This is a genomic window from Rhodoferax sp. (genome assembly GCF_034520025.1).
Classification (GTDB): domain Bacteria; phylum Pseudomonadota; class Gammaproteobacteria; order Burkholderiales; family Burkholderiaceae_C; genus Allorhodoferax.
The window spans coordinates 1,347,580-1,368,368 of sequence record NZ_JAXHNZ010000001.1 but is presented as its reverse complement, the minus strand read 5'-3'; the positions used below and the strand labels follow the sequence as shown (position 1 = coordinate 1,368,368).

The following is a 20,789-nucleotide window of genomic DNA, read 5'->3' as shown; positions in this document are numbered from 1 at the left end:
GAGCGAAAATATTCAACGCATCGCGCGTAACAATGGTGGACCGCTCTTTTCCAATAAGCCATGACAGCCAAGAAAAATATTGAAATCCTGCGGGTCACACACCTTCGTGGCCCCAATATCTGGACCTATCGCCCGGTGATCGAGGCTTGGGTGGACATCGGAGAGCTGGAAGACTTCCCTTCCAACACCCTGCCCGGCTTCTACGAGCGCTTGACTACTTGGCTACCTGGCTTGATTGAGCACAAATGCAGCCCCGGGGTGCGCGGCGGCTTTCTGGAGCGCTTGCGTGAGGGAACATGGGCGGCCCACATCATGGAACATGTAGCCCTTGAGATTCAAAACCTCAGCGGGATGCAGACCAGTTTTGGCAAAGCGCGCCAGATGTCCAGGCCCGGGGTCTATAAAATAGCTTTCCGTACCCGGCAAGAGCAAATCGGGCGCAAAGCGCTAGTGGTGGCCCGTGATTTGATCATGGCAGCGATCAACGACACCGCCTACGCCCTCGAAGCCCAACTGACCGAATTGCGCGACATGGTCGACTCCCTGTGTCTCGGGCCCAGCACCTCCAACATTGTGGACGCGGCGACCGATCGCGGTATTCCATCCATCCGCCTGACCGAGGGCAACTTGGTGCAACTGGGTTACGGCATTGCCCAACGCCGGATTTGGACAGCAGAAACCGACCAGACTTCTGCCATTGCTGAAGAAATCGCCAGTGACAAAGATTTGACTAAAAGCCTGCTGAAGGCTTGCGGTGTGCCGGTGCCGGAGGGCACTTTGGTGAACTCCCCTGAAAAAGCCTGGGAAGCGGCTCAAGACATCGGTTTGCCCGTCGCCGTCAAACCCTACGACGGGAACCACGGACGGGGTGTCACATTGGACCTATCCGACCAAGCGAGTGTCGAGACTGCCTTTCATGTGGCCAAAGAGCAGAGCAGCGGCAGTGTGATTGTCGAAAAGTTCATCCCCGGCGATGAGCATCGCCTGTTGGTGGTGGGCAAACAGGTAGTTGCAGCAGCCCGTGGCGAATCTGCGTGGGTCACAGGCGATGGCCAATCCACAGTCACCCAATTGGTGAACACCCAAATCAACAGCGACCCCCGCCGTGGCGAAGCTGAAGAATTGCCGCTCTCCCCCATAGAACCCGACAAAAGCCCTGAGGTCCAACTGGTGTTGCGCCGTGCCGGGCTTACCCCCGAGTCGGTCCCGGCGAGCGGGCAACGTGTTTTGATCCAGCGCAATGGCAACGTTGCATGGGACGTGACCGACGAATTGCACCCCACAGTGGCCGCCGCTGCGGCACTGGCTGCTCGGGTGGTGGGCCTTGATATTGCCGGCATTGATATGGTGCTGGAGGATTGCTCCAAGCCCCTCAAGAGCCAGCGCGGGGCAGTTATCGAGGTCAATGCCAGCCCTGGCTTGCTGTTTCACATCAAGCCAGCAGTGGGTACCCCACGCAATGTCGGCAAAGCTATCGTGGAGCATCTGTTCACGCCGGACGCGGAAGCCCGGATTCCCGTCATCGGAGTCACCGGCACCCAACACACAGGCCGGCTTGCGCGCCTGATTGCATGGCTGGTTCACATCAGTGGCAAGCATGTGGGCTTGGCGTGCAGCGAGGGCTTGTACCTTGATGGGCGCCAGATTGACAGTCGCGATAGTGCCCACTGGGAGCCGAGCCAGCGCGTGCTGATCAACCGCTCGGTGCAAGCGGCAGTGTTTGAAAACAGCAGCCGTATGATCTTGGCAGAGGGCTTGGCATACGACCGTTGTGCCGTAGGTTTGGTGACGGACATCAGCAGTACCCAAGACTTGGTGGAGTTCGACATTCTGGACGCGGAGCAGGCTTACAAAGTAGCGCGAACGCAAGTGGATGTCGTGCTGCCCAGCGGAACTGCGGTGCTCAATGCGGCAGACGCGCAAGTGGTAGAGCTGGCTAAGCTGTGTGACGGCAAGGTCATTTTCTATGCCCTGGATGAGACAGCACCCGCTGTACAGACGCACCGCAGCAAAGGCGGGCGAACCGTGTTTCTGCGCGCCGGCGAGATTGTCCTGGCGCAAGGCGATCAGGATATTTCGATGATCCCACTCTCAACCCTCAAGCCCGCGAAGGCGGAAAAGCCAGAAATGGTCATGGCAGCGATCGGCGCGGCCTGGGCACTCGACATCCCGGTAGAGTTGATTGGCGCCGGTTTGCGCACCTTCGAGTCCACCCCCAAGAAAACACCCTACTGAGCTTAGTTATGGAAGTCACTCGCATTCGCGCATTACGCGGCCCTAACTTGTGGAGCCATCACACTGCCATCCAGTCAGTGGTGATTTGCACCCCAGAGGAAGACGCCGTGTCCTCCATCCCGGGCTTTGAAGCCAAACTCCGGGCGCGGTTTCCGGAGGTCAGCCCATTTCAACCGGTGGGGCACTTGGAGAGCGTCTCTTTGGCGCGCGTTTTGGAGTTGGTCGCCTTGGGTCTGCAAGCACAAGCCGGCTGCCCGGTGACCTTCAGTTGCACCACACCCACGGTCGATAAACACGTTTACCAAGTGGTTGTGGAATACAGCGAAGAGGAAGTCGGGCACTTGGCGTTGGAGTGGGCAGAAAAGCTCTGCAACTCCGCGCTGCACGACACGCCCTTTGACTTACAAGCTGCCCTCGAAGCCCTGCGAGAGCTGGATGAAGATGTCCGCCTCGGGCCTAGCACAGGCTCCATTGTGGACGCAGCAGTGGCACGTGGCGTCCCTTACAGCCGTATGACCGAAGGCAGCATGGTGCGCCTCGGATGGGGCAGCAAGCAACGTCGTATCCAAGCCGCTGAAATGGATGTGACCAGCGCGATCGCTGAAGCCATCGCGCAAGACAAGGAACTCACCAAAAAGCTGTTGTCTGCAGCGGGTGTGCCGGTGCCCGGTGGGCGCTCTGTGGTCGATGCGGATGACGCGTGGGCTGCAGCTCAGGACATCGGATTGCCCGTAGTGGTCAAGCCCAACGACGGCAACCAGGGCAAAGGCGTCACCGTCAACATCACCAGCCGGGAACAATTGATCCGGGCTTTTGAGGTCGCCAAAGAATTCCGCGATGACGTTCTGGTGGAACGTTTCATGCCGGGCAATGATTTCCGCTTATTGGTGGTAGGCGACAAATTGGTTGCGGCAGCCCGCCGGGACCCGCCCAAAGTGGTGGGCGATGGGGTGCACACCATTGCGGAACTGGTGGCACAGGTGAATGCCGATCCAAGGCGTGGCTCGGGGCATTCCACCTCGCTCACCAAGATCCGCTTTGATGAAATCGCGAAAACGACCCTCGCGAACCAAGGCTTCAACGCAGACTCGGTGCCCGCCAAAGGCCAACGGGTGAATTTGCGCAACAACGCGAATCTGTCGACCGGTGGCTCCGCCACAGACGTGACGGATGATGTGCACCCGGAAGTTGCCGCTCGCGCCATCGCTGCCGCTCACATGGTGGGCTTGGATATCTGCGGTGTTGACGTGGTGTGTGACACCATTCTCCGCCCACTGGAAGAGCAAGGCGGCGGCATTGTGGAGGTCAACGCAGCACCTGGCTTGCGCATGCATTTGTCGCCCTCTTTTGGTAAAGGCCGGGCAGTGGGTGAAGCCATCATCGGCAGCATGTTCAAAAAAGGCCAGAACGGTCGCATTCCCATCGTGGCTGTGACCGGCACCAACGGTAAAACGACAACGGTGCGCCTCATTTCTCACTTGCTGAATCAAAACGGCATGCGAGTCGGCATGACCAATACCGACGGTGTTTACGTCAACGGCGACTGCATCGATACAGGTGACTGCAGCGGCCCCAAGAGTGCCAAGAGCGTGTTGCTGCACCCGGACGTCGATGCCGCCGTGTTGGAAACGGCACGCGGTGGCATTCTTCGGGAAGGCTTGGCTTTTGACCACTGCGACGTGGCGGTGGTGACCAACATCGGTTGTGGCGACCATCTCGGCTTGAACTTCATTACGACCGTCAACGAGTTGGCCGTGCTCAAGCGTGTCATTGTTCAAAACGTGGCGCCCACCGGTGCCGCAGTGCTCAATGCCGCAGACCCGATCGTGGCGAAGATGGCACCCAAGTGCAAAGGAGAAGTAATTTTCTTTGCGGCGGACATTACCCATCCGGTGATGGCCACCCACCGTGCACAAGGTCAAGCCGTCGTCTACGTGCAAGGCGGAAACATTGTGGCCAGCAAGGGCGACACGCTGCAAACGATCGCACTGAGTGAAGTACCCATCACCCTGAACGGCGCCATTGGCTTCCAGGTCGACAACGTGATGGCCAGCGTGGCAACAGCTTGGTCTTTGGGTATTTCGTGGGATGTGATCTGCAAAGGCTTGGCCAATTTCGCCAATGACAGCCACAACGCTGCTGGGCGGTTCAACCTGTTCAAGTACCGGGGTGCAACGGTAATCGCAGATTACGGACACAACCCTGATGCGATGCTGGCGCTCGTCCAAGCCGTCCAAGCCTTGCCAGCTACTCGCAGATCCGTAGTGATCAGTGGCGCTGGTGACCGCCGCGACCAGGACATCCGCCAACAAACGGAAATCCTTGGCGATGCATTCGATGAAGTCGTGATGTTCGAAGACCAATGTCAACGGGGCCGCAATGATGGCGAGGTCCTAGCCTTGCTGCGCGAAGGCTTGGTCAACGCTAAGCGAACCAAAGAACAATCCGAGGTGTTCGGTGAGTTTCTTGCGATCGACTCAGCCATGAACAAACTCCAGCCCGGAGAGTTGTGCCTGGTTTTGGTCGATCAGGTCGAAGAGGCCATGGCCCACATTGCCGCCAAAGTGGCCAGCGATAGCTGCGCTTAGTAAGCCTCGGAAACCGGTCCCCGGCCCATCAGCGCAGCGACTGCCTGAGGGGCTTTTAACTGCCCGTCCAGCAAGCCCACCACCGCCTGGGTGATCGGCATCGATACACCCAAGGTGCTGGCGCGCTGCCATACGGTACGCGCGCTGTAAACACCTTCGGCCACATGGCCCAATTCCGCCACAGCCTGCTCCAGCGTTTTGTTGGCTGCCAAGGCTTGGCCTACCTTGCGGTTGCGCGACAGATCCCCCGTGGCGGTAAGGACCAAATCTCCCAAGCCGCTCAGGCCCATGAAGGTTTCTGCTTTCGCACCGAGTGCGATGCCAAGCCGGGTCATTTCTGCTAATCCACGGGTGATCAGAGCGGCACGTGCATTCAGCCCGAGATGAAGGCCATCGCACAAGCCGGTTGCAATTGCCAGCACATTCTTCACTGCGCCGCCAACTTCTACCCCTGCAACGTCTTCATTGGCATACACACGAAGTTCAGGGCTGTGAAAGGCCTCGACCAGCAGGCGCCGCACCGACTCATTCGGGCTGGCGGCAACTAAAGCGGTCGGCTGTCCGGCTGCCACTTCTTGGGCAAAGCTAGGTCCACTCAATACCCCCGCTTGCGAATGGGGGGCTACGGACTGCAAAACCTCGTACCCCAGCAAACCGGGCGCACCCGGCTCCAAGGGCGCTTCAAATCCCTTGCACAACCAAGCCACAGTGCATTGCGTGCGAGCCACTTGTTGCAAGGTCGACCGCAACCCGGCCATGGGCGTAGCGATGATCACAAGATCAAAGCCTCGACCACTGGGTGGAGCCGATAGCGTGGAAATGTCTTCGTTTGTGACATCCAAAGCCGGCGGAAAGCCGTAACCGGGCAAGTAGCGCTGGTTCATGCGCTCTGCCGCCATCTGCTCCACCGCAACGGCATCTCGCGCCCACAAGGTCACTGCGTGCGCCTGCCGTTCATTGCGGGCAGCGCTGATGGCGAGCGCCGTACCCCAGGCTCCTGCGCCGATTACTATGATTTTCATAGCTACTTGCGCTGATAAAACGTGGGCGAGAGGCCAAAACCTCTCTGAACCACGTTATTGCGGCAAAGTGCCTGCAGCAGCGCCTGCAGCTTCCATTTGCTGCTGCTCGTACATGGCCTGGAAGTTGATTTCCGAGAGGTGGACCGGCGGAAAACCACCGCGTTGAATCAAGTCCGCCACGTTACCGCGCAAGTAGGGGTACACGATTTGAGGGCAAGCAATGCCCATGATCTGGCTCAGTTGTTCCTGGCCGAGGTTGCGAATCTCAAAAATTCCTGCCTGCTTGGCTTCTACCAAGAAAACGGTTTTGTCTTTGATTTTGGTCTGCACGGTGGCAGTCACACACACTTCGTAAACGCCGTCTGCGACAGGAGCTGCCTCAACGCCGAGCTGGATGTCTACGGATGGCTGCTCTTGCTCCAACAGAATCGCAGGAGAGTTCGGTTGCTCCAACGACGCCTCCTTGAGGTAGACGCGTTGAATCTGGAAAACGGGATCTTGGTCAGCCATGTCTGAGGTCTCTCTAGATAAACAGAAGCCCGCCGGCACAATGCCGACGGGCTACGAAAACAGAATTCGTTGGTGAGAATTATGTCAGGCTACAGGGGAGTGTCTGAATTTCTGTGTGTGAGGCGGGGATACTCGCCCACGGTAATGGGCAAGCGAATTTCATCTTAATTGAACTGCTTGGTGAATCGGTCGTCGTAGAGAATCGCGAACTGATTCATAGCCTCCTTCCAATCTCTGCCCGCGCGGTCCCAGTCGGCCGTGATGTTGCGCAGAGCCAGCCAGATCAGTTTGGTGGCCGCATCGTCAGTTGGGAAGTGCCCGCGTGTCTTGATGATCTTGCGCAGCCTGGCGTTGACGCTCTCGATTGCGTTGGTGGTGTAGATCACCCGCCGGATGTGCGCGGGGAAGGCGAAGAACGGGATTACCTTGTCCCAGGCCCGCCGCCATGCAGCCACAACGGTCGGAAACTTCTTGCCCCACGGCCCCTCCTCAAACGCATCCAATTCGGCCAGGGCGCCTTCTGCACTAGGCGCTGTGTACACGGGCTTGATGGCCGCTGCCAGCGCCTTGCGGTCCTTCCATGACGCGTAGTCCAGGCTGTTGCGAATCAGGTGCACGATGCAGGTCTGCAGCGTGGTGGCCGGGAACACCGTGCCCAGCGCCTCGGCCATGCCCTTGAGGCCATCGGTGACCGCAATCAGGATGTCATTGGCGCCACGCGTCTTGAGGTCGTTGAACACCTTCATCCAGAACTTGGCGCCCTCAGTGTTCTCGATCCACAGGCCCAGGATGTCTCGTGTGCCGTCTGGGCGTATACCCAGCGCCAGATAGATGGCCTTGTTGCGCACCACTGCGTCCTCGCGAATCTTGACCCGCAGGGCATCGAAGAAGACCACCGGATACATCGGCTCCAGGGCGCGTGCCTGCCAGGCGGTGACCTCGCTCATCACCGCATCCGTGACCGAGCTGATCAGGTCCGGCGAGACCTCGGTGCCGTACTGCTCGGCCAGGAAGCCCTGGATCTCACGCACCGTCATGCCGCGTGCGTACATGGCCACGATCTTGTCGTCAAAGCCGGTGAAACGGCGCTCGTGCTTGGGGATCAGCAGGGGCTCGAAGCTGCCCGAGCGGTCACGTGGCACCTCGATGCGCACAGGGCCATCCTCGGTCAGGATAGTCTTGCCGGAGGCGCCGTTGCGATGGTTCTTGCCCTCGCTGGGCTTGTCCGTACCAGCGGCATAGCCCAGATGGTGGGTGAGCTCTGCGCCCAAGGCGCGCTCAATCAGCGCCTTCTTGAACGCCATGGAAGCGGCATTCACCGCCTCCGCGCTCATGGGGCCGTTAACAAACTGGTCAATGAGTTCTTTGGGGATGGTGGGCAGCACCTGTGCTGCTTTGGGCTTGCGTGTCTTGCTCGGCATTCATGTTCCTTAGTGACATGTTAGGCCTCACACACAAAATTCCTGACAGGCTCGGCTACAGCGCCCAACAAAGGCAGCAAGCCGCCACTGCTGTCCAGCGCCATCAAATCGTCGCAACCGCCCACATGGGTATCGCCAATGAAAATTTGGGGCACCGTGCGTCGTCCGGTGAGCTCCATCATTTTCATGCGCTCATCGGGGTTGGCGTCGACGCGAATCTCTTCGATCGTGTCAACGCCTTTAGATTTCAAAATGCGCTTGGCCTGCACACAATAAGGGCAGACAGCGGTGGTGTACATCTTCACGGCTTGCATGGAGCTAATTCCTTTAAATCGTCAGCCCGAATCAGGCTTTTTCAACCGGAAGGTTAGCCAATTTCCACGCTTTCAGCCCACCCTGCATCGATTGGGCCTGCTCGTAACCCAGTTTCTTGGCAATGTTGACTGCCTTGGCAGACCGAGCGCCACTCTGGCAAACCAGCACCAAAGGCAAGCCTTTGTTTTTCACGGCGCCTGCGAGCTTCGCCTCGAGGTCAGCGAGCGGGAGATTCTTGGAGCCGACGATGTGACCAGCAGCAAACTCGGCAGCATCAGACACATCCACCACATTGGCTTTCTCACGGTTGATCAACTGAATGGCCTTGCCGGAGTCAATGCCCACTGCAGTCGCACCTTGGAACACGGGCCACAGCAGCAAGCCGCCGGACGAGAGTGCGATCGCGATCAGCATCCAGTTATCGATAAAAAATTTCACTTTGTTCCTTCTTGGTTACTTGGCTCGGAACCACCATTTTAGAATGGAGCTCCTCCAGCTGACGGACACTCCGGCCGGTTTTATCAACGTTTGAACGCACATCCATGTACAAATTAGTCCTCGTACGCCACGGCGAATCCACTTGGAATCTCGAAAACCGCTTCACCGGATGGACCGATGTAGACCTCACACCTACAGGGGTTGAGCAAGCGAAAAATGCAGGCCGACTGCTTAAAGCTGAGGGGTATGAATTTGATGTGGCCTACACCAGCGTGCTCAAGCGCGCCATCCGCACTTTGTGGCACACCCTCGATGAAATGGACCGCACATGGCTGCCGGTCGTGCACAGCTGGCGCCTCAATGAGCGCCACTACGGCGCCTTGCAGGGCTTGAACAAAACCGACATGGCCAAACAGTACGGCGACGCGCAAGTCTTGGTATGGCGCCGGAGCTACGACACCCCGCCACCTGCGCTGGAAGCCACAGACCCACGTAGCGAACGCTCAGATATCCGATACGCCAAACTACCCGCAGAACAAATCCCGCTTACAGAATGTCTGAAAGACACGGTAGACCGTGTCATGCCGTTCTGGAATGAGTCGATTGCCCCCGCCATCAAGGCAGGCAAGCGTATCGTGCTGGCAGCGCACGGCAACTCTATCCGCGCATTGATCAAGTACTTGGACGACATTTCTGACAATGACATCGTCGGCGTCAACGTCCCCAATGGAATTCCATTGGTTTACGAGCTCGACGAAAACCTCAAGCCGATTCGCCACTACTACCTCGGCGATGCGGAGGCAGCAGCCAAGGCAGCGGCAGCAGTTGCATCCCAGGGCAAGGCCTGATTCCCGGAGATTCTCACTAAACGCCCGCACCGCGGGCGTTTTTGCAGGTCTTCGCGGAACTGGTACGAGGGTTGCAACTCCAAGGTGTATATTGAGACGGCACAGGAAAAACTATGGGTCACAAACTAAAAATCACCGGCTGGGTTGCATTAGGGGTTGTTGCTGGTGCACTCACCACCGTTTCGTTGCAAACCGTCGCACGGAACTCACTCGCGCCCTTGCCGCTGGAAGAGCTACAGCAGCTTGCGACCGTGTTCGGAATGGTCAAGAGTGACTATGTGGAACCTGTAGACGAGAAAAAGCTGATCACCGACGCCATCACGGGGATGGTTGCGAGCTTGGATCCGCATTCACAGTATTTCGACAAGAAAGCCTTCAAGGAATTCAGAGAAGGTACCTCGGGCAAATTTGTCGGAGTGGGGATCGAGATTACCCAAGAAGACGGACTTGTCAAAGTCGTATCACCCATCGAGGGCTCGCCTGCCTTCCGCGCCGGCCTCAAGACCAACGATTTAATTACCAAAATCGACGACACCGCCGTCAAGGGACTGACGCTCAACGATGCCGTGAAACGGATGCGCGGAGAGCCCAACACCAAGGTCCTCTTGACCATCTTCCGCAAGGATGAAAACCGCACATTTCCTGTCACGATCATTCGAGAGGAAATTAAGCAGCAATCAGTTCGCGGAAAAATAGTGGAGCCCGGCTACGCGTGGATCCGCGTCAGTCAATTCCAAGAGCGCAGCTTCGAAGATTTCGCCAAGAAAGTGGACGAAATCTACAAGCAAGACCCCAAAATCAAAGGCTTGGTGCTGGATCTGCGCAACGACCCCGGTGGCCTGCTGACTGCTGCGGTAGCCATGTCGGCGGCCTTCTTGCCCGACAACGTGACAGTGGTATCCACCAACGGCCAGACCCCGGAAAGCAAACAGGTCCTGCGGGCTGCCGCCAGTGATATTCGCGGCCTGTCAGGCGCAGAGGCATTAAAAACATTGCCTGCTGCCTTGAAGAAAGTGCCTGTGGTGGTTTTGGTCAATGAGGGTTCGGCATCCGCCAGTGAAATAGTGGCGGGCGCATTGCAAGATCACAAACGCGCCACGATCATGGGAAGCCAGTCATTCGGTAAAGGTTCGGTACAAACCTTCCGGCCTCTGGGCCCTGACACCGGTCTAAAAATCACGACGTCGCGGTATTACACGCCCAGCGGACGCTCAATTCAAGCCAAGGGCATCGTGCCCGACTTGATGGTGGATGAAACCGAAGAGGGCAGTCCGTTCGCGGCATTGCGCATGCGCGAGGCTGATTTGGAAAAGCACCTCTCCAGCGGACAAGGCGAAGAGAAGAAAGACGCCGCTCGAGAAAAAGCCCGTGAGGAGGCATTGAAGCGCTTAGAGGAAGAGTCACGCAAACCCGCCTCCGAGCGTAGAGTGCCTGAGTTTGGTTCTGACAAAGACTTCCAGCTGATGCAGGCCATCAACCACCTGAAGGGCAAGCCTGTTCTGGTCAGCAAGACCCAGGTGGAACGTAAAGAAGAAGCCAAAGACAACTGACCGGCGGATGCAGGACGACGCACTGCTGCGATATTCGCGGCACATCTTGCTCGATGAAATCGGGATCGAGGGACAGACCCGGATTTGCGACAGTCATGTCTTAATAGTGGGTGCGGGCGGACTGGGTGCCCCCGCTGCCCTGTATCTCGCGGCTGCGGGAGTTGGTCAGATCACGCTGACAGACCCCGATGTTGTTGACCTTACCAATTTGCAACGGCAAATCATTCACTCAACAGATGCGATTGGCCAGCCTAAAGTTACCTCTGCGGCCGGCAGTCTTGCCGCGATCAACCCGCTGACCCGCGTTCACCCGTTGCAAATTCGAGCTGATACCGACTGGCTGCTGGCCCATGTGGCGCAGATGGATGTGGTGCTGGACTGCAGTGACAATTTCGAAACCCGCCAAGCAGTTAATGCGGCGTGTGTCCGCCATCGAGTGCCGCTCGTTTCCGGAGCAGCCATCCGGTTTGCCGGGCAAATCACCGTCTTTGACCATCGCACCCATGAGGCCCCGTGCTACGCGTGCGCGTTCCCACCCGACGACGCGCCGCCCGCAACTCAATGTTCCACTATGGGTGTTTTTGCACCTCTGGTGGGGATCATCGGCGCCATGCAAGCGGCTGAAGCGCTCAAACTGCTGCTTCAAGTTCCGGGCACCCTAACGGGCCAAATTTTGTTGCTGGATGCATTGTCGATGGAATGGAGCGATATGCGACTGCCCCGTAATCTGGCTTGCACTGTTTGCGGAACCTCCAGTGGCCACAATTAGCCTGAGATAGCAGGTCTTTTTAACTCCAAGGCGTTCGCCGTAGAGAGCGGGGAAATCAACGCTTCCTGTTAGACTTTAAAACACGCCAAAACCTGATCGTGGAAAAACAAAACCCCTCCCCTGCCTTGCAGCTGCATCATTTGCGGTTAGAGAACGCACGAGCGCTTTTGGAGCACGACGCTACCGTGTCCCTCCCATCAGCAGAGGACTCCCCTGAAGCTTATTTGCAGGCTGTTATCGATGGCCTGTGCGAGCTATCCCTGAGAGATCCGCTGACCGGACTGGCTAACAGGCGCCATTTCTCGGGAGTTCTGGAGCGGTCTATTGATGTGGTCGCCCGCTCAGGAGAGCCAGCTCTTTTGTTGATGCTCGACATTGATCACTTTAAAAAAGTGAATGACACATACGGCCACCAGGCTGGCGACCAAGTGCTCCAAGTCATTGCCAAAACTTTGACTGGATGTGTCAGACCGATGGATACGGTCGCCAGATTGGGCGGAGAAGAGTTTTCTGTCATGCTGCCGAGTTGCCACACAGGTTACGGCAAGGTCGTTGCAGAGCGCATCAGGGCACAGATTGAAAATCTGTCTGTTCAAATTGCACCGGGCCTCAGTATCAAAGTAACGGTGAGTATTGGTGGTGCTTACGCCCCCGAATGGGTGCGATCTACCGGCGCACTATGGTCGGAGCGTGCAGATTTGCAACTCTATCGTGCAAAAAAAGAGGGGCGCAACCGTATCTTCCTTGACCAACAACAAGAGATCTGTGTCAGTGCCGAAGAAAAAAATCTCTTGTTCGGTCACCTGTCTTTGGGCGATCCTGCGTGGATTGAAAGCGTTTCAAATGAACCACCCAACAATACGGGTGCAGGCCCCATGCAGAGGGTATTCTGATGTCTGACGTATTAAACCCACCCCACCCTGCCGAAGGCAACACCGGGTTGCCAACGCAACCATCTGGCAAGGTCATCGCGGTTACCAGCGGCAAAGGCGGCGTCGGTAAAACTTTTGTATCTGCCAACTTGGCTGCAGCCATGGCCAAACGAGGCCAGCGGGTCTTGGTGCTCGATGCCGATCTCGGTCTCGCCAACCTGGATGTGGTTTTAAACCTCTACCCCAAAATCACCTTGCATGATGTGTTCACAGGCAAGGCGAAATTGGAAGAAGCCATTATTCGTGCCCCAGGAGGCTTTTCAGTACTGCTAGCCGGATCGGGGATGGTGGAATATTCACGCCTCACGCCCGAAGTACGCGGAGACTTCCTGCGGATCATGAATGGCTTGGTACCGCATTACGACGTTGTTATCCTCGATACCGGCGCCGGAATTTCTGACGTGGTGCTATTCGCGGTCTCTCTTGCTGCGGAAGTGATGGTAGTAGCCACGCCAGAACCGACATCCCTCACAGATGCCTATGCCACCATCAAGGTACTGGTGGGGCAACAGAAACGACAGACCATCCGTCTTGTCATCAACCAGACAGCTCGCTTGGGCGATGGGCGCGCAATCACCACCCAACTTCAACAGGTCTTGGATCGCTTCGTCACCACAGATACAGGTAAACACGTGAAATTGGTTCACATGGGAGACATCCCAGCGGACCCCGCAGTACGCCAGGCAATCATGCGACGCCAGTTGTTGCTACAGGCCATGCCCGGCAGTCCCGCTGCGCTTGCAATTTCTCAACTGGCAGTCAAAGTTGAGGAAACTGTGGGCCTCAAAGCCGGATGAGGCTTGCTCTGGCCTGGGGCAACCTAGGCTGAGACTATCCAGCCTTCCAACGGATCCATGGTGAGCGGCAAGCCGTAGAGTGGTGCCCCTGCCCCATAGCGCAGCTCTGCCCAGGCAGCTAAAACAAGACAGAGCACGGCATCCAAGCTGTCACCGCTCGGGTCATCCACCAAAGCGTCACGCTGGGCGTGGCTGAGCTTGAGACGAACACCCCATCGGGTCTGCCCCATTTCGAGCGCGGTGACCAGATCCTTGCGCGCAATCAAACGTTCGGGTGTTTGCTTGGCTTTTTCATCACTCTTGTAGCTTCGGCTCCCCAACACTGCTTTCGCGATCAAGCCGGGGTAAGCCTCCAGCGCAACCCGGAGATCGGCATCGGCCCTTGCTGGTCGTATTTGCAGGCCAGGGAAATACGCACTGGCGCTCATCAGGCGGGGTACGCCGGCATGCAACATGAACGCTACGGGTGGGTTGACCCACTTCATGGAGGGACTGGACTGCGCGGGAAGATCGGTCGCGCGATGGGCAAACTTACCACCCACAGGGCGCGCGTCGCAAAACGCAACAAAAGCTGCACGGATGTCGTCACGACCCAAGGCTGCGTAATGCTTTATACAAGCCTCCCAATCCAGAGGCCAACCCATTGCCGCGACCAACTCACGCGGCAAGCCAAAAGGCAAATCGAAGGCACCAAGCCATGAGGGTTCACGCTCAAGGTAAGCGGAGAACTCGTCTAGAGATGCGAGCTTCTCTAAACCGTGCAGTACCAGCCGACCGCCAGCCTGCGCCCCCTTGGCGCACACGATCCCTTTGCGCTTGGATGGGCTACTGGAAAAATCACAACCGATCAGCACACCCATAAGAAGTCCTGAGCCATCAACTGCACACTGAGCGTTTAGAAAGAAGAAAGGCCTGCAAGTGCAGCAGCCGGGCAAGGATTAGCGCCTTTACCCAACCGCCTCAAGTGAACAGTGCGGTGCCCTCAGGCCGGCTCGGCAGCGGGCATCCCGATAGGTTGATCAACGCAGAGACAAGCCCACCTAGGGGCCTGTCCAGCGTCATGCGCCAAACGAAGTTCAGGCACGCCCAATAATGGACGCGGTGGCCATGAGCTCTTCCAAAAGTGCCAAAGACACTTTGCCAGAAACCGAGTAAGGGTCCAATTCGGGGCGCTCTGCATACTTCAGCAGAATGTTGGTGTTGATTTTGGACATATTGACCTGTCCCATCGTCCAGCCACCAAAGCGGCGCTCCGTGATTTCCTCGTAGTGCAGCAGCACGACGTCTTTGTGACGGGTGTCTTTTTGGATATGGCCGTACAACTCACTGACGGCCATGCGCCCGCCTTCAATGGCCTGCAAGAAAATACCGCCCCCGTAGCACAAAATGCCGGTGATGCCGCAAGTCGGGTTGTAGTTGCGAGACTGCGCGAGGATCGCATCGATCGCATCAGGGTTGGAGTCAATCGCGCGGCTAGCGTAAAGCAAACGAACCAACATGGCATTAGCCTTTCTGGGGAATGAGGGAGAGAAATTCGCGGCGCAGGTTGGGGTCCTTCAAGAAGACGCCACGCATAACCGAATTGATCATTTTGCTGTCCATGTCCTTAACGCCGCGCCAAGCCATGCAATAGTGGCTGGCTTCCATCACGATGGCCAAACCGTCGGGCTGGGTCTTTTCCTGGATCAGGTCAGCGAGCTGCACCACAGCCTCTTCTTGGATCTGGGGACGTCCCATGATCCACTCGGCCAAGCGCGCGTATTTGGACAAACCAATCACATTGGTGTGCTCATTGGGCATCACACCGATCCAGATTTTCCCGATCACCGGGCAAAAGTGATGGCTGCATGCACTGCGGACCGTGATGGGCCCGACGATCATCAACTCATTGAGGTGACCGACGTTGGGGAATTCAGTGATGGTGGGCGCCGGCACATAACGGCCGCGGAACACCTCATTGAGGTACATCTTGGCCACACGCCGCGCGGTGTTGTCGGTGTTGTGGTCATTTTCAATGTCAATCACCAAGCTGTTCAACACACCGCGCATTTGCACTTCGACCTCATCCAGCAGCGTCTCGAGCTCGCCGGGCTGAATGAATTCAGAGATGTTGTCGTTTGCGTGAAAGCGCTTGCGAGCAGCTTTCAATCGTTGGCGGATTTGGGTGGAAAGCGGAGTTCCTTCCAGCGCGTCTGTAGAGCTCATAAGGGATTTTGGTGTCATGAAAGTCTCGTCATGGTAACAGCGATTGGCTTTTAATGTTTTTAGCAAAATGCCCTGATAAACATTACGCCTAGCGCTATATATTTAATAGCGCCGTCCACTAAATAGCAAGATCAGGCGCATCGCCCCGTAAGCCATCCGATCAAAGACCCGTTCAAACCACGGGCGATGGGCATCTGCCGTCAGATCCCAAGGCCGGGTGTGACCCTGAATCACCTGCTCCAAGGCGCCAGACAAGCGGCCGGCGAACTTCTCGTCATGCACCACCACATTGGCTTCTCTCGCCAGAAGTAAGCTCAGAGGGTCGAGGTTGGACGACCCGATGGTGGCCCACACACCGTCAACCACCGCTACCTTGGCATGCAGAAAACCGGGCATGTATTCACAGATCTCCACTCCTCGTGCAGCAAGAAGGCTGAGCACCGGGCGGGCCGCGTGGTACTGCATGAAATATTCGTACTGACCCTGGACCACAACCCGCACACGCACCCCACGTTTCACCGCATGGATTAGTGCCCGCCTCAATCGACCACCGGGCAGGAAATAGGCATTCGCCAGCACCACGTGTTCGCGGGCAGAGCCAATCGCCTTGAGATAGCTCCGCTCAATCGTCGTGCGATTGCGCACGTTATCGCGCAAGAGCAAGGCTGCCAGCACGCTGCCATCATCCCCTTTGGAAGCGCCCGGCGCATCGCTTAGCGGAGGCAAAAGCCGAAAGGCCTTCCAGCTTTGGCGGACGCGGGTCCACTGAAGAGACTCCAACTGCCGGGTCGCTTGCAGGCGGGCCCAAAACTGGGCCATCACCGCATGGCATTGCGCGACCAAAGGGCCTGTCACCGCCACGGCGTAGTCGAGTCGCGGGACACTGAGTGCGCCGAAGTGAGGGTCGAGCCTGTCGTCCAGGATGTTGATACCACCACAAAACGCCCGCTGTCCATCGACCACACACAATTTGCGATGCAGACGCCGCCACCGGCCAGGGATCATCACCCCTAGGTAGCCGAAGGGCGCGTAGCGGTGCCATTGCACTCCACTCTGGCGCCAGCGCTCCAACCAATGGGCGGGCAGATAGGGGGTACCCACACCATCCATCACCACAAATACCGCGACCCCACGCTCCGCTGCGCGGGCCAAGGCCTCGGCCACATCGGCCCCTTGGCCGTTGAAATCAAAAATGTAGGTCTCCAGCCGCACCTCGTGTTGGGCAGCATCGATGGCCCCCACCAGCGCCGGAAAAAACTCATCACCACCACATAGCAAATGCAGTACATGGCCCGCCTTGACCTCTGGGGGCTTCAGCATACCGGCCACTCCGGGGGCAAGTTCCACTCCGTCACCAAGGGCAGATGGTCTGACATGCGCGCCCACTGCGGGCCGCGCGGCACATGCGACACCGCAGGCAACAGGCCCCGGCCCAGCACATGATCCAATTGCACCAGCGGCAACCGGGAGGGAAAGGTGGCGCATCGACGGGCCACAGGGGCCTGCAGTTCAGAACCTGCCAGTTGCTTTGCCACCCAAGGCCCGAGGTCATTGAAGTCGCCCGCGACCAGTAACGGGCAGTGCCGCGGTATCTCACGCTCCACATAGCGAGCCAGCTGCTGTAGCTGACGTGCACGGCTCGTCCGTATCAGCCCCAAATGGACCACCAGTACATGCACACTGCGGCCCGCGACATCCAACTCCACATGCAAAAGACCCCGCTGCTCCAAGCGGTGGTCAGACATATCTTCGTGTTGGTGCGTCAGCACCGGCCATCGTGACAGCAAGGCATTGCCGTGCTCACCATGGCGAGTGACGGCATTGGTGCGGTACACCGCGTGGTAGCCCTCAGGAGCGAGAAATTCGGCTTGAGGCGCCTCTGGCCAATGCGGAAAATGCCGGGATTCACCGTGGTGCATTTTGCGAACTTCTTGCAAACACAGCACATCGGCCTCCATGCCGGCCATCGCATGGCTGAGGTTGTGAATCTCCAAACGGCGCATCGGGCCAAAACCTTGTACACCCTTGTGGATGTTGTAAGTGACAACGCGCAACTTTGTCATGCCTCGCTCCGCCCTAATGGCAGCCGATCCCGGTGCATCAGCATCAAGATGGCCTCCGCATTGGAAGGAGAAAAGCAGAGATCCGCTGCATCGGCCATCGGCAGCCAACAGCTAGCCGTGTGCTCCGTCGGGCTCAATTGAATTTCGGGCTTGTGCGGAACACCCAAGCCAAACACCCGCTCGGTGTTGTGCGTGACACCGGGAGCGTATCGGTACAGCCAGCGGGGATAAATCGGATAAATGTTCTCCAGCTCCCAATCGACCAGCCCGTACTCGAAGGGCCCGCCGGATCGGCAGTCTAGGCCCGTCTCCTCCCAGACCTCCCGGGCTGCTGTGACGGCCCAGCTCTCCTCTGGAAAGTCTTTGGCGCCTGTCACGGATTGCCAAAAGGGTGGCGCCAAGGGGTCGGGCTCCACACGGCGTATCAGCAGTACCTCGTGCTGTGGCGTGTAAATCACCACCAAGACCGACTGAGGAATTTTGTACGGCAACGTCATGAGCCTCGCAATGAAAAAAGGCGCCATAAAGGCGCCCTTTCATTGTGCACGACCCGCTGACGAGCCCACCACGTTTCAGGCTGTTTTGGCCAAATCCACGTTGCGCAAGCGGATGTGCAGTTCGCGCAGCTGCTTTTCGTCCACCGGGCTCGGCGCTTGGGTCAACAAGCACTGAGCACGCTGGGTCTTGGGGAAAGCAATCACGTCACGAATGGACTCTGCACCGGTCATCAAGGTCACGATACGGTCCAAACCGAAGGCCAAGCCACCGTGAGGAGGCGCGCCGTACTGCAAGGCATCCAGCAAGAAGCCGAACTTGAGCTGGGCTTCTTCCGGTGTGATCTTCAGGGCATCGAACACCTTTTGCTGCACGTCGGCGCGGTGGATACGGACAGAGCCGCCACCCATTTCCCAGCCGTTCAACACCATGTCGTACCCTTGCGAGATGCATTTCTCGGGCGCGGTGACCATCCAGTCTTCGTGGCCTGCCTTGGGAGCTGTGAACGGGTGGTGCACGGCGGTGTAGCGCCCGTTTTCCTCGTCGAATTCGAACATGGGGAAGTCGACCACCCACATCGGACGCCAGCCGGCAGTGAACAAACCGTTCTTCTTGCCGAACTCGCTATGCCCGACCTTCAGGCGCAGGGCACCGATCGCGTCGTTGACAATCTTTTCCTTGTCTGCACCGAAGAAGATCAAATCGCCATTCTGGGCACCAGTGCGCTCCAGCACAGCTGCCAAAGCCGCATCGTGGATGTTTTTCACGATAGGGCTTTGCAGACCATCACGGCCCTTGGAAAGGTCGTTCACGCGGATGTAGGCCAAGCCCTTGGCTCCGTAGATCTTGACGAACTCGGTGTAAGCATCGATTTCGCCACGGCTGATACCACCGCCTTCCACCGAGCCACCGGGAATGCGCAAGGCCACCACACGGCCGCCCTTCATGGTGGCGGCGCCGGAGAAGACCTTGAAGTCCACATCCTTCATGACGTCGGTGAGCTCGGCAAACTCAAGGTTCACGCGCAAGTCCGGCTTGTCGGAGCCGTACAAGCGGGCTGCGTCCTGGTAGGTCATGACCGGGAATTCACCGAGGTCCACACCAATGGTGTTCTTGAACACGGTGGTGATCATGCCTTGGAACATGTCACGGATGTCCTCTTCGGTCAGGAACGAGGTTTCAATATCGATCTGGGTGAATTCGGGCTGGCGGTCAGCGCGCAAGTCTTCGTCGCGGAAGCACTTGGTGATCTGGTAGTAGCGGTCGAAACCCGCCACCATCAGCAACTGCTTGAACAACTGGGGCGACTGAGGCAAGGCAAAGAACTGGCCATCGTGCACACGGCTGGGCACCAGGTAGTCGCGCGCGCCTTCGGGTGTGCTCTTGGTCAACATCGGGGTTTCGATGTCCACAAAACCGTTGGCGTCCAAAAACTTGCGAACTTCCATGGCTACGCGGTAGCGCAGCATCAGGTTGTTTTGCATGTAGGGGCGACGCAGATCCAACACGCGATGGGTCAAGCGGGTGGTTTCGGACAGGTTGTCTTCATCGAGCTGGAACGGAGGTGTGACCGACGCATTCAGCACCGTCAGCTCGTGGCAGAGCACTTCAATTTTGCCGCTCTTGAGGCCATCATTGGTGGTGCCTTCAGGGCGAGCACGCACCAGGCCTTTGATTTGCACGCAAAACTCGTTGCGGATCTCTTCAGCCACCTTAAACATGTCGGCGCGATCGGGATCGCAGACTACTTGCACGTAGCCTTCGCGGTCACGCACGTCGACAAAAATCACACCACCGTGGTCGCGGCGACGGTTCACCCAGCCACACAGGGTAACGGTTTGGCCCAACAGGGCTTCGGTCACAAGACCGCAATAGTGAGTACGCATAGCCATAGAGTGCTTTCGATTCGTCGCAGTGCCTGCGACGGGTTAGTAATAGGGTTATTGAGGGGCGCTACCCGGCTTCGCGGGGAGTGCAGTGGGGGCTACAGAGCCCATAGAGATCACATAAGTCAACGCTTCGTCCACGCTCATGTCGAGCTCAATGACATCCTTACGCGGCAACATCAGAAAGAAACCGCTGGTGGGGTTGGGCGTGGTCGGGACGTACACACTGACAAAAGCGTCACCCAAATGCGAGGCTACCTCTCCGCCCGGCGTACCGGTCTGGAAACCGATCGTCCAGCTGCCTTCGCGGGGGTATTGAATCAGCAGGGCGGTGCGAAACGCATTTCCATTGCTGGAGAACAAGGTGTCCGACACCTTTTTGACACTGTTGTAAATGGATTTGACAATCGGAATGTTGGTAAACAACTTGTCCCATTGCTTGACCCACCAGCGTCCTGCGACGTTGGATACCAAAGCGCCCGTCACCAACAGGGCCGCAAACACCAAAACCACCCCTAAACCGGGAATACTGTGCAGGCGCTCAATGGTCGGCGCACTGCTGGTCGGCGCGACCGCCGATACGCCACTCAAAAAGCCAGCGAACACAGCGTCCAGCAAACCCACCAACCACAAAAGAACCCAGATCGTGATCGCCAACGGCAACCACACCATCAGGCCGGTAAGCAGGTATTTCTTAATGGGCACAGGTGCTCCG

General features: G+C 57.7%; 20 protein-coding genes. 7 read left to right on the top strand and 13 right to left on the bottom strand.

What is annotated here, in order from left to right; genetic code table 11:
* Positions 1–60: 60 nt before the first annotated feature.
* Complete coding sequence (gene cphA, locus U5L73_RS06600; RefSeq protein ID WP_322561596.1) at positions 61–2,235, top strand: cyanophycin synthetase; 2,175 nt, start codon at positions 61–63, stop codon at positions 2,233–2,235.
* A gap of 8 nt (positions 2,236–2,243) precedes the next feature.
* Positions 2,244–4,823: a cyanophycin synthetase gene (gene cphA / locus U5L73_RS06595; protein WP_322561595.1), complete on the top strand. Its 2,580-nt coding sequence runs from the start codon at positions 2,244–2,246 to the stop codon at positions 4,821–4,823.
* Here the strand turns inward: cphA (U5L73_RS06595) and U5L73_RS06590 are convergent.
* The 5 genes from U5L73_RS06590 to U5L73_RS06570 form a co-directional block, all read right to left on the bottom strand.
* The gene (locus tag U5L73_RS06590) at positions 4,820–5,845 is read right to left on the bottom strand and encodes an NAD(P)H-dependent glycerol-3-phosphate dehydrogenase (RefSeq protein ID WP_322561594.1); all 1,026 of its coding nucleotides are present in this window, start codon (positions 5,843–5,845) and stop codon (positions 4,820–4,822) included. The genes cphA (U5L73_RS06595) and U5L73_RS06590 overlap by 4 nt on opposite strands.
* A gap of 54 nt (positions 5,846–5,899) precedes the next feature.
* Entirely contained in the window at positions 5,900–6,355 is a 456-nt protein-coding gene (gene secB / locus U5L73_RS06585; protein WP_313875397.1) for a protein-export chaperone SecB, read from the bottom strand.
* 164 nt (positions 6,356–6,519) lie between these two features.
* Entirely contained in the window at positions 6,520–7,776 is a 1,257-nt protein-coding gene (locus U5L73_RS06580; protein WP_322560989.1) for an IS256 family transposase, read from the bottom strand.
* Positions 7,777–7,796: 20 nt separating this feature from the next.
* Positions 7,797–8,090, bottom strand: coding sequence for a glutaredoxin 3 (grxC, locus tag U5L73_RS06575; protein WP_322561593.1), 294 nt, complete (start codon positions 8,088–8,090; stop codon positions 7,797–7,799).
* 31 nt (positions 8,091–8,121) lie between these two features.
* Positions 8,122–8,529: a rhodanese-like domain-containing protein gene (locus tag U5L73_RS06570; RefSeq protein ID WP_313875396.1), complete on the bottom strand. Its 408-nt coding sequence runs from the start codon at positions 8,527–8,529 to the stop codon at positions 8,122–8,124.
* Between the two features lie 104 nt (positions 8,530–8,633).
* Between U5L73_RS06570 and gpmA the strand changes: the two genes are divergently transcribed.
* From gpmA to U5L73_RS06545, 5 genes are all read left to right on the top strand, one after another.
* Positions 8,634–9,377, top strand: a complete 744-nt coding sequence (gene gpmA / locus U5L73_RS06565; protein ID WP_322561592.1) for a 2,3-diphosphoglycerate-dependent phosphoglycerate mutase — start codon at positions 8,634–8,636, stop codon at positions 9,375–9,377.
* A 113-nt stretch (positions 9,378–9,490) separates the two neighbouring features.
* On the top strand, positions 9,491–10,927 hold the full coding sequence (locus U5L73_RS06560; RefSeq protein WP_322561591.1) for a S41 family peptidase: 1,437 nt from the start codon (positions 9,491–9,493) through the stop codon (positions 10,925–10,927).
* Positions 10,928–10,934: 7 nt separating this feature from the next.
* Complete coding sequence (locus tag U5L73_RS06555) at positions 10,935–11,696, top strand: molybdopterin-synthase adenylyltransferase MoeB (protein WP_322561590.1); 762 nt, start codon at positions 10,935–10,937, stop codon at positions 11,694–11,696.
* Positions 11,697–11,794: 98 nt separating this feature from the next.
* Positions 11,795–12,589, top strand: coding sequence for a GGDEF domain-containing protein (locus tag U5L73_RS06550; protein ID WP_416221264.1), 795 nt, complete (start codon positions 11,795–11,797; stop codon positions 12,587–12,589).
* A complete protein-coding gene (locus U5L73_RS06545) occupies positions 12,589–13,425 on the top strand; it encodes a MinD/ParA family protein (protein ID WP_322561589.1) in 837 nt (278 codons plus the stop codon). The genes U5L73_RS06550 and U5L73_RS06545 overlap by 1 nt, the downstream gene beginning before the upstream one ends.
* 23 nt (positions 13,426–13,448) lie before the next feature.
* On the opposite strand, the gene U5L73_RS06540 is transcribed toward U5L73_RS06545, so the two are convergent.
* From U5L73_RS06540 to U5L73_RS06505, 8 genes are all read right to left on the bottom strand, one after another.
* Entirely contained in the window at positions 13,449–14,285 is an 837-nt protein-coding gene (locus U5L73_RS06540) for a DUF429 domain-containing protein (RefSeq protein WP_322561588.1), read from the bottom strand.
* 216 nt (positions 14,286–14,501) lie between these two features.
* A complete protein-coding gene (locus tag U5L73_RS06535) occupies positions 14,502–14,924 on the bottom strand; it encodes a BLUF domain-containing protein (RefSeq protein WP_322561587.1) in 423 nt (140 codons plus the stop codon).
* Between the two features lie 4 nt (positions 14,925–14,928).
* Entirely contained in the window at positions 14,929–15,648 is a 720-nt protein-coding gene (gene folE / locus U5L73_RS06530; protein WP_322561586.1) for a GTP cyclohydrolase I, read from the bottom strand.
* Positions 15,649–15,732: 84 nt separating this feature from the next.
* A complete protein-coding gene (clsB, locus tag U5L73_RS06525; RefSeq protein WP_322561585.1) occupies positions 15,733–16,950 on the bottom strand; it encodes a cardiolipin synthase ClsB in 1,218 nt (405 codons plus the stop codon).
* A complete protein-coding gene (locus U5L73_RS06520) occupies positions 16,944–17,693 on the bottom strand; it encodes an endonuclease/exonuclease/phosphatase family protein (protein WP_322561584.1) in 750 nt (249 codons plus the stop codon). Before U5L73_RS06520 ends, clsB begins: the two co-directional genes overlap by 7 nt.
* Entirely contained in the window at positions 17,690–18,190 is a 501-nt protein-coding gene (gene nudB / locus U5L73_RS06515; protein ID WP_322561583.1) for a dihydroneopterin triphosphate diphosphatase, read from the bottom strand. Before nudB ends, U5L73_RS06520 begins: the two co-directional genes overlap by 4 nt.
* Before the next feature lie 75 nt (positions 18,191–18,265).
* Positions 18,266–20,080 (bottom strand): aspartate--tRNA ligase, encoded by a 1,815-nt coding sequence (gene aspS / locus U5L73_RS06510; protein WP_322561582.1) that lies wholly within the window; start codon positions 20,078–20,080, stop codon positions 18,266–18,268.
* Positions 20,081–20,128: 48 nt separating this feature from the next.
* The gene (locus U5L73_RS06505; RefSeq protein ID WP_322561941.1) at positions 20,129–20,773 is read right to left on the bottom strand and encodes a DUF502 domain-containing protein; all 645 of its coding nucleotides are present in this window, start codon (positions 20,771–20,773) and stop codon (positions 20,129–20,131) included.
* Positions 20,774–20,789 lie beyond the last annotated feature (16 nt).

Coding starts and splice junctions, on each gene's coding strand:
- U5L73_RS06580 (WP_322560989.1), bottom strand. CDS start 7,776: ATGCCGAGCAAGACACGCAAGCCCAAAGCAGCACAGGTGCTGCCCACC.
- U5L73_RS06590 (WP_322561594.1), bottom strand. CDS start 5,845: ATGAAAATCATAGTAATCGGCGCAGGAGCCTGGGGTACGGCGCTCGCC.
- cphA (WP_322561595.1), top strand. CDS start 2,244: ATGGAAGTCACTCGCATTCGCGCATTACGCGGCCCTAACTTGTGGAGC.
- U5L73_RS06520 (WP_322561584.1), bottom strand. CDS start 17,693: ATGACAAAGTTGCGCGTTGTCACTTACAACATCCACAAGGGTGTACAA.
- U5L73_RS06545 (WP_322561589.1), top strand. CDS start 12,589: ATGTCTGACGTATTAAACCCACCCCACCCTGCCGAAGGCAACACCGGG.
- nudB (WP_322561583.1), bottom strand. CDS start 18,190: ATGACGTTGCCGTACAAAATTCCTCAGTCGGTCTTGGTGGTGATTTAC.
- U5L73_RS06560 (WP_322561591.1), top strand. CDS start 9,491: ATGGGTCACAAACTAAAAATCACCGGCTGGGTTGCATTAGGGGTTGTT.
- U5L73_RS06540 (WP_322561588.1), bottom strand. CDS start 14,285: ATGGGTGTGCTGATCGGTTGTGATTTTTCCAGTAGCCCATCCAAGCGC.
- folE (WP_322561586.1), bottom strand. CDS start 15,648: ATGACACCAAAATCCCTTATGAGCTCTACAGACGCGCTGGAAGGAACT.
- clsB (WP_322561585.1), bottom strand. CDS start 16,950: ATGCTGAAGCCCCCAGAGGTCAAGGCGGGCCATGTACTGCATTTGCTA.
- aspS (WP_322561582.1), bottom strand. CDS start 20,080: ATGGCTATGCGTACTCACTATTGCGGTCTTGTGACCGAAGCCCTGTTG.
- U5L73_RS06555 (WP_322561590.1), top strand. CDS start 10,935: ATGCAGGACGACGCACTGCTGCGATATTCGCGGCACATCTTGCTCGAT.
- grxC (WP_322561593.1), bottom strand. CDS start 8,090: ATGCAAGCCGTGAAGATGTACACCACCGCTGTCTGCCCTTATTGTGTG.
- gpmA (WP_322561592.1), top strand. CDS start 8,634: ATGTACAAATTAGTCCTCGTACGCCACGGCGAATCCACTTGGAATCTC.
- U5L73_RS06535 (WP_322561587.1), bottom strand. CDS start 14,924: ATGTTGGTTCGTTTGCTTTACGCTAGCCGCGCGATTGACTCCAACCCT.
- cphA (WP_322561596.1), top strand. CDS start 61: ATGACAGCCAAGAAAAATATTGAAATCCTGCGGGTCACACACCTTCGT.
- secB (WP_313875397.1), bottom strand. CDS start 6,355: ATGGCTGACCAAGATCCCGTTTTCCAGATTCAACGCGTCTACCTCAAG.